A 9589-nucleotide genomic window follows, 5' to 3' on the forward strand; every position below is an offset into this window, starting at 1 on the left:
CGACGCAGCGGCCGTGACCGTGCCTCACGCCTGACCGAGTGTTCCGCGCCCTGTGGCATACCGACGTCTTCACTCGGGTTGCGGCTTCCATACGCCGCCGTAACGACGCGGTTTACGGACGCCTAACGCAGTTGGTCTCACGTCGTGACACAAACGGCTGAGAGACTGGGCGGTGTGCAGGCAGAGCTGCGCGGATTGTCTTCACTCAGGGGCTGGACATGAGCGATGGGAAGGTTCGGGTGCGGGCGCGAGCCGGCAGGGCGGTGATCGTGCGCGGCGCGGCCGCGTGGCTGCTGGGCCTGGCGCTGGGGTGGCCGGCGCAGGCGCAAGTGCAGCGCACGTTCGTGAACCTGGGGTTCGAGCAGCCGTCGGCGGGGACGAGCAGTTGCTATTTCCAGGTATCGGAATCGATCGTGCCGGGATGGACGACGAACCATCCGTCGCAGAGTGGTGCGGGGTGTGCACCGAACGTGGCGCAAACCCCCGGCCCGCTGATCGAAATCTGGGCCAACGGGTTCAGTGGGGTGACGGCGCGTGCGGGGACGCAGCTGGCGGAATTGAACGCGGAGGCGGCGTCGCGGATTTACCAGAACGTGTGCCTGGCCAACGGCGAACTGGTGGGCTGGCGCTTCAGCCATCGCGGGCGGCAGAGCGCGACGACGGACGACGTGACGGAGTTCCGCGTCGGCGCGACGGCGGGGACGAGCCGGGTGGTGCGCGCGGGCACGCAGAACGACGGCGGCGGCGGGGTGGTGACGTGCTATGGCAGCGGCGGTGCCGATGGCGACGTGGCGAGCAACAGCTGCACGTCGGTGCTGGCGACGAACGGCTGGCGCGACTACGCGGGCGAGTTCACGTGGCAGGGTGCGACGGGCACGCAGGCGATCGGTTTTGAGGCCGTGTCGGCGGCGGGCGGCGCGACGATCGGCAACTTCATCGACGACATCCAGATGACGTTGCGGCCGTTCGTGGAGTTGACGACGGGCAGCGCGAGCGTGCGCGAGGGCGGCGGCGAGGCGCTGCCGGCCTTGCGCGTGGCGGGCACGGTGCCGGCGGGCGGCTTGAGCGTGGCGCTGACGGTGCAGGGGTCGGGCACGGCGGTGCGCGGCAGCGACTATGCGACGGGCAGCGGCACGGACACCGTGACGGTGACGGTGCCGGCGGGGGTATACGACGGCACGGACATCGCATTGCCGCTGACGATCACCGACGACAGCCTGATCGAGGACAACGAAACGATCGTGCTGGCGATCACGTCCTCGCCGACGAACTACGTGCTGAGTTCGACGCAGACCTGCGGCGGCACGGCGATCACGGCGACGACGATCACGCTGCGCGATGACGACGTGGACCTGAGGAGCGCGTTGAGCGCGAGCGCGGCCAGTGCGCTGGGCGGGGAGACGCTGAGCTATACCTGGAGCGTGGGCAATCACACGGCGGCGCCGACCGTGGGCGATACGAGCGCGCACGAGGCGGCGGCGGCGATCGCGTTCGCGCCGCCGGCGGGCGTGAGCTTCACGGGCTGGACGTGCACGGCCACGGGCGGGGCGCGCTGTCCGGGCGGGACGGTCAACGGCACGACCAGCGGCAGCGGGGCGATCAGCGGTACGGCGCCATTGCCGGCCGGTAATGCGACGGCCGGCGGCCAATTGAGCTATGCGATCAGTGCGGCGATCGATCCGACGCGCTGCAGCGCGACGACGGCGACGGCGAGCGTGACGCCGCCGGGCACGTTGAGCGAAGGCACGGCGGTGCAGGCGGGCTTCGTCTCGCCGACGCCGGGCGGCAGCAGCGACAACAGCGCGAGTGCGTCGCTGAGCCTGAGCTGCCTGGGGGTGCTCAGTGTCAGCAAGAGCGACGGCAGTGCGACCTACGCGCCCGGCGGCAGCGCGACCTACCAGATCGACGTGACCAATGCGGGTCCGTCGACCGCGACCGCGCTGACGATCAGCGATGCGCTGCCGAGCGGCGTGACCCTGAGCGGTGCGCCGACCTGCACGGCCAGCGGCGGGGCGAGTTGCGGCAGCGTCAGCGGGGCGAGCGGCGGGAGCAGCGCGGGCCTGAGCGGGGCGAGCCTGCCGCCGGGCAGCGGTCCGGCGCTGCGCCTGAGCGTGCCGGTGACGTTTGCGGGCGCGCTCAATGACGCGAGCGTGGTGAACCTCGCCCAGGCCAGCAGTGCCGTGTCGCCGATGGCCAGCGGCGCGGACACGAACGCGCGCACGAACCAGGCGCCGGTGGCGACGGCGGCGAGCGTCAGTGTCGCCAGCGGCGGTAGTCTCGCGATCACCCTGGCCGGCACGGACGCCGACGGCGATGCGCTGACGTATGCGGTCACGACGGCGCCGGCGCACGGCACGCTGAGCGGCACGGCGCCGGCGCTGAGCTATACGCCGGATGCGGGTTATGCGGGCAGCGACAGCCTCGCGTTCACGGTCCACGACGGCTTCACGCCTTCGGCCGCGGCGACGGTCACGATCACGGTGACGCAGGCCAATCGACCGCCGGTGATCACGAGCCTGCCGGTGACGCAGGCGACGACGGAATCTGCGTACCGCTACGACGTGATCGCGAGCGATCCGGACGTGGGGGACGTGCTGGGCTACACGGTGCCGCTGGCACCGGCGGGCATGACGGTGAACGCGACGAGCGGGCGGATCGACTGGACGGCGGATCCGGCGCTGGCCGACGGCGTGGCGCTGCCGAACCTGCAGTGCCGCCTGCCGCCGGCGCTGCCGGCGACGACGCCGTTTGCGGCCACGCAGCTGTGGCGCAAGACGACGGGGGTGATCCATACGCCGATCGTGGCGCGGCTGGTGGACACCAGCGGCGACGGCGTGCTGAGCGAGGCGGATCACCCGGCGGTGATCGTGTCCCAGGGGGCGCGCCTGGTCGTGCGCGACGGGGTGACGGGGGATGTGCTGTGGCAGACGCCGACCACGGAGTTCGGCAGCTACGGGGCGACGCCGGCGGTGGGCGACACCGACGGCGACGGGTGGCCGGAGATCTACGCCTACGTCGGGGTGACGTTGAACATTGCCTCGTTTACGGCGCAGGGCGTGGAGCGCTGGCGCACGAGCACGAGCGGCAACGCGCAGAGCCTGTCGGCGATCACCCTGGCGGACATCGACGGCGACGGCCAGGCCGAGGTGCTGGCGGACTCGCGTGTGTTCAGCAACACCGGCACGCTGAAATGGAGCGACGGCGTGGCCGGCTCGTCGCGCTCGATCCCGGTGGCGGTGGATCTGGACGGCAACGGCACGCAGGAAGTGCTGATGGGCAAACGTGTGCTCAATGCCGACGGCACGTTGCGCTGGACCCTGACGCATGCGGCGGTGGACTACTACGGCTTCGTGCGCTGGGGCGTGGGGCAGTTGGATGCGGATGCGGCGCCGGAGCTGGTGGCGGCGACGAACAATGCGGTGTTCGTGCTCGATCACGACGGCACGACCAAGCCGGGCTTCCCGATCACGTTCCCCGGGGAGGTCAATGCCTCGTACCCGGCGCTGGCGGATGTGGACGGGGACGGCAAGGCGGATATCGTCGTGGCGACGAACACGACCTTGCGCGCGCTGCGCGCCGACGGCAGCCAGATCTGGGAAACGATCAGCGACGACGGCTCGTCGCTGGCCACACCCAGCGCGTTCGACTTTGACGGGGACAACCGGGCGGAGGTCGTGTTCGCGGGGCACAGCAGCGTGCGCATCTTCGACGGCCGTACGGGGGCCGAGCGGCTCAAGCACCCGATCCAGAGTTCGACCTGGGTGGAGAACGCGACGATCGCCGACGTGGACGGTGACGGCCATGCGGACATCGTCTACGGCGACGACGTGGCGGTGACGGCGATCCGGGAGGCGCAGAACCGCTGGGTCGGCACGCGCAGCCTGTGGAACCAGCATGCGTACACGGTCAGCGGCATCACCGAGGCGGGGCGGGTGCCGGCGACGCCGGCGGCGAGCTGGCTGGCCGGTTCGTTGTTCCGCGGCAACGCGGTGCCGGTGGGTCATCCGCTGGGCCAGCCGGACCTGGTGCTGCTGGGGCTGCACGAGGTCAGCGATTCCCTGGGCACGCGGCTGGTGGTGCGCGCGCGCAACCGCGGTCTGGCCGTCAGTGGCGCGACGGCCGTGCGCTTCTACGACGGTGATCCGGCGGCCGGCGGCACGCTGCTCGGCGAGACGGCGGTGCCGGCGCTGGCGGTGAATGCGGAAACCGACGTAACCCTGGAACTCGCGTCGGGCGCGGATCCGGGCGTGCGCCTGGTCGCGCGCATCGACGAAGGCGCGAACGTGACGGAGTGCCTGGAGAACAACAACACGGCGCAGGCGGCGCGGGTGCGCGTGCGGGTGGCCGATGCGGCGGGGCTCAGCGACACGCAGACCTACACGATCCGCGTGACGACGGCCAACCACGCGCCGCAGTGGGTGACCACCGGGTTGCCGGACGTGCGCGTGGGCGAGGCCTATGCGGTGACCTTGCAGACCAGCGATGCGGACGTGGGCGATGCGGTGCGCTATGCGCGGGTCAGCGGACCGGAGGGCAGCGAGGTGGACGACCTGCGCGGCCGCTTCGTGTGGACGCCCACACCCGCGCAGGTCGGCACGCACACGGTGGTGCTGCGGGCGACGGACCTGGCCGGTGCCAGCGTCGAGCGCAGCTTCAGCGTGACGGTGCTCCCGAACCAGCTGCCGGTGATCACGCAGCTGCCGCCGGGCTCGGCGCTGGCGGGCCAGGCCTACGGCGGCACGCTGGCGGCGACGGACCCGGACGGGGACACGCTGAGCCTGACGCTCAACCGCGCACCGGGCGGCATGACGATGACGCCGGCCGGGGTGTTCGACTGGACGCCGGGTACGGCGCAGGTCGGCCATCACGTCGTGCGCGTGACGGTGACCGACGATCACGGCGGGGCGACGGTGGCCGAGTGGCTGGTGACGGTGGAGCGTGTGGGTCATGCGCCGGTGTTCACGAGCACGCCGGTGACGGTGGCGACCAAGGGCAAGAACTACCGCTACGCGGTCACGGCCAGCGATGCCGACGGCGACACGTTGACCTACAGCCTGGCGCTGCAGCCGTCCTGGGGCATGACGATCAACGCGTCGACGGGCGTGATCAGCTGGCCGACGGTGGAACTGACGGCCGGGGTCAGCTACGCGGTGACGGTGCGCGTGGACGACAACCACGGCAACCTCGTGGACCAGAAATACCTGGTCGAGATCCGTGCGGCGGGCAGCGCCAACCGCGCGCCGCAGTTCAGCAGCGCACCGGTGCAGGCCGCGCGCGTGGGCAAGCTGTACCGCTATGCGGCGCAGGCCAGCGATCCGGACGGCGATGCGCTGAGCTATGCGCTGCCGCAGGCGCCGACCGGCATGGCGGTGGATGCGAACGGCGTGGTGACCTGGACGCCCAGTGCCACGGGTGCGGAGACGGTCACCCTGCGCGCGGCCGATGCGACGCTGTACACCGAGCAGGGCTGGCGTGTGGACGTGGTGGCGGCGGATGCGCCGATCGACGTGCAGGTGAGCCTGACGCCGAGCGCGCCGCTGCCGGGTGCGCCGGTGCAGGTGCAGGTGACGACGAGCGAGGCAGGCCTGACGCCGGTCGTGACGGCGACCCTGGACGGCCAGCCGGTGACGCTGGGGCTGGGCCTGACGACGCTGACCGCACCGGCCACGCCGGGGGCGCATACCTTGGTCGTGACCGTGACCGACGCAGCCGCGGTCGGCACGGTGACGACGACCTTCGGCGTGGTGGACGTGACCGATCAAGCCGCACCGGTGGTGGCGATCGCCGCCCCCGTGGAGGACAGCCTCGTGACGGCGCCGGCGCCGGTCACCGGCACGGTCGCGGATGCGAACCTGCTGAGCTGGTTCCTGGCCGTACGCCAGGCCAACAACCCGGGTGCGCCCACGACGGTGATCGCGCGCGGCACGGGCGCGGTCAGCAATGCGGCGCTGGGCACGTTCGATCCGACCCTGCTGCTGAACGGGCAGTACGTGCTGATCCTGCAGGCCACCGACGCGAGCGGGCGCACGAGCGTGGCCAACCGCGTGGTGGCGGTGGAAGGGGAGATGAAGGTCGGCCACTTCTCGGTGACCTTCGAGGACGTGAGCGTGCCGATGGCGGGGATCCCGATCCGCGTCACGCGCACCTACGACACGCGCCGGCGCAACGAGTCGCTGGACTTCGGCTATGGCTGGAGCGTGGATTACCAGAACGTGTTCGTCAGCGAGTCGCAGAAGGCCGGCTACGGCTGGCAGGTGCTCAAGAGCGGCAGCGGGGTGAACCTGAAGTACTGCGTGGTGTCGGGCGGTTCACGCCGGGTGGCGGTGACCTTGCCCGACGGCACGATCGAGCGCTTCGTGGCCAAGGCCAGTCCCGAGTGCACCTCGCTGGTGCCGCCGACCTACGTGAACCTGGTCTACGAGGCCGAGTCGGGCACGACCTCGACCTTGACCCAGCACACCTACAGCATCCTGCGCATCGGCACGATCGCGGGCGAACCGACCAGTCACCTGATCGATCCGGGCGATGCGACGCTGGCGGCGGATCCGAGCTATTACCGCCTGACCACGCGCGAGGGCGTGGCGTATGAGATCGACCAGAACGCGGGCGGGCTCAAGGTGGTCAAGGAGCCCACGGGCAAGACGCTGACCTACAGCGCGACGGGGATCGTGCACTCCAGCGGCGCCTCGGTGCGCTTCGTGCGCGACGGGCGCAACCGCATCCAGCGCATCGTGCTGCCCGACGGCAACGAGCTCGCCTACGACTACGGCCCGGACGGCGACCTGATCGCGGCGCACGACACGCTGCGCCAGGCCACGCGTTTTGCCTATAAGGTCCGCTGGCCGCATTACCTGGAAGAGCTGACCGATGCGCGCGGGATCCGCGTGCAGCGCAACGAGTACGACGATGACGGCCGGCTGGTGGCCACGATCGATGCCGAAGGCCACCGCGTGGAGTACACGCACCTGATCGGCGATCGGGTGGAGCGGGTGAAGAACCGGCGCGGGTACACGACGGCGTACGTCTACGACGAGTCGGGCCGGATCTTGAGCGAGACCAATGCGCTGAACCAGACGACGGGGCACACCTACGACCCGGTCAGCGGGGAGGAGCTCACGCGCACGGACGCGCTGGGCCATACGACGACGTGGACCTACGATCTGTACGGCAACCGGCTGACGGAGAAGAACGCGCTGAACCAGCTGACGCGCCACACGTACAACGCGAAGAACGGGCTGCTGCAGACCTTCAGCGCGGTGGATGCGAACCGGGCGGTGGTGACCAACGTCTACGACAGCTTCTGGAACACGCTGCAGACGACGAAGAACGCGCAGAACCAGACGACGACCCTGGGCTATGACCGCAACACGGCGACCAACACGGGCGAGCTGGCGTCCATCCAGGATCCGGCCGGGTCGACGACGACGTTCACCTACAACCCGCTGGGCTGGATGATCCGGCAGAACGACGCGCGCGGTACGGCGACGGGGTATGCGCACGATGCCAACGGCCAGGTGCTCAGCGAGACGACGACGCGCACGGACAACGGCAGCCCGGTGACGCTGACGACGAGCTACGTGCGCGATGCGAAGGGGCGCATCACGAGCACGACGCACCCGGACACGACGGTGACGACGGCGACGTATACCGCGGCCGACCAGCCGGCGACGCAGTGCGACGCGCAGAACCGCTGCACGAGCTTCACCTACGACGATCGCGGCCAGCTGACGACGACGACCTACCCCAACGGCACGACCGAGACCAAGGCGTACGACGCCAACGGCAACGTGGTGGCCGAGACCGACGTGCACGGCCGCACGACGACGTTCGTGTTCGATGCGCTGGACCGGGTGATCGAGACGATCCACCCGGACGCGACCCCGCTGACCGATGCGGACAACCCGCGCACGACGAGCCAGTACGATGCGGCGGGCCGGCTGGAAGCGGTCATGGACGAGAACGGGAACGTGACGAGCTACGGCTATGACGCGGCCGACCGGCAGATCAGCGTGACGAATGCGCTGTTGCAGACCACGACGACGGCCTACAACGCCGACGGGCAGCGCATCAGCACGACCGATCACCTCAACCGCACGACCAAGTACGTCTACGATCTCGCGGGCCGGCTGACCGAGACGATCCACCCGGACGCGGTCAGCGACGACGGCAACGACGCCAACAACCCCAGGACGACGCTCACGTACGACGCGGCCGGAAGAAAGGTGGCCGAGACCGACGAGAGCGGGCGGATCACGCGCTTTGCCTACGACAGCCTGGGCCGGCTGATCGCGGTGTTCCTGCCCAACCCCACGACGGGGGCGAACCCGGCGTACACGCAGAGCGGCAGCAACCCGCCGACGAGTTCCGACAGCGGCGTGCTGATCACGCGCTACCGCTACGACGAACAGGGCAACAAGCTGGAGCAGGAGGACGCGAGCGGGCGGATCACGCGCTGGCGCTACGACAACGCGGGGCGGGTGCTGACGCGGACCCTGCCGCTGTTGCAGCAGGAGACGTTCGTCTACGACACGCTGGGAAGAAAGACGAGCCAGACCGACTTCCGCGGCCGCACGACGAGCTACACCTATCAGGCGAACACCGACTGGTTGGCAACGATCGACTACGCCACGCAAGCCGACGTGAGCCTGAGCTACACGACCGGTGGCGAGCTCGACACGGTGACCGACGGCAACGGCACGACGCATTACGCGCGCGACAGTCGCGGCCGGCTGACCCAGGTGACCTGGCCGCTGCGACCGGGCAGCGTCATCGCGCCCAGCGTGAGCTACGCCTACGACGCGGTGGGCAACCGCACGCAGCTGACGACCCAGAACCAGGTCATCGACTACACGTTCGACGAGCTGAACCGCCTGGCCACGGTCAAGCCCAGCACCAGCAGCGTGCCGATCGCGACCTACGGCTACGACGGCGTGGGCAACCGCGCGTCGGTCACGCACGACAACGGGGTGACGACGAGCTACAGCTACAACCGGCGCAACCGGCTGACGGGGATCCAGCACAAGGTCGGGGCCACGGTATTGCTGGGGCTGGCCTATACGCTGGATGCCTCAGGCCTCAGAACCGGCATCACCGAGACCGGGCAGGTCGACCGGACGGCGACCTACGCCTACGACGGGATCAAGCGGCTGACGAGCGAATCGGTCGTGCAGCTGGGCCACGACCGGCGCACGAGCTGGACCTACGACAAGACCGGCAACCGGCTGACACAAACCAAGCAGCTCGGCCCCACGGGCAGTCCGACGGGGACGGCGACTACCGCTTACGTCTACGACGCGAACGACCGGCTGGAGACCGAGACGCTGAGCCTGAGCGGCACGGTGCCGGGCGCGGTCGCCGGCACGACGACCTACACCTTTGATGCGGCCGGCAACACGACGAGGAAGGTCAGCCCGACCGAGACGATCGACTACGTCTACGACGATGCGAACCGGCTGGCCGAGCTGCAGACCCTGGCCGGCGAGGTCACGCGCTACGCCTACGCGCATGACGGCACGCGCCTGAGCCAGACCACCGATGCGACCGGTGCGAACCCCGTCACGACGCACTACCTGGTCGATCCGAATACTGC

The 9589-nt window shown here is 70.0% G+C and carries 1 protein-coding gene; it reads left to right on the forward strand.

Translation table 11 applies throughout. The features are described 5' to 3' along the window. Positions 1-263: 263 nt before the first annotated feature. Positions 264-9589: putative Ig domain-containing protein (locus NON22_RS15195; RefSeq protein WP_257387797.1), on the forward strand; the 9326-nt coding region annotated here is incomplete at its 3' end.

Origin of the sequence: Tahibacter caeni (assembly GCF_024609805.1) — a bacterium.
GTDB classification, from domain to species: Bacteria; Pseudomonadota; Gammaproteobacteria; order Xanthomonadales; family Rhodanobacteraceae; genus Tahibacter; species Tahibacter caeni.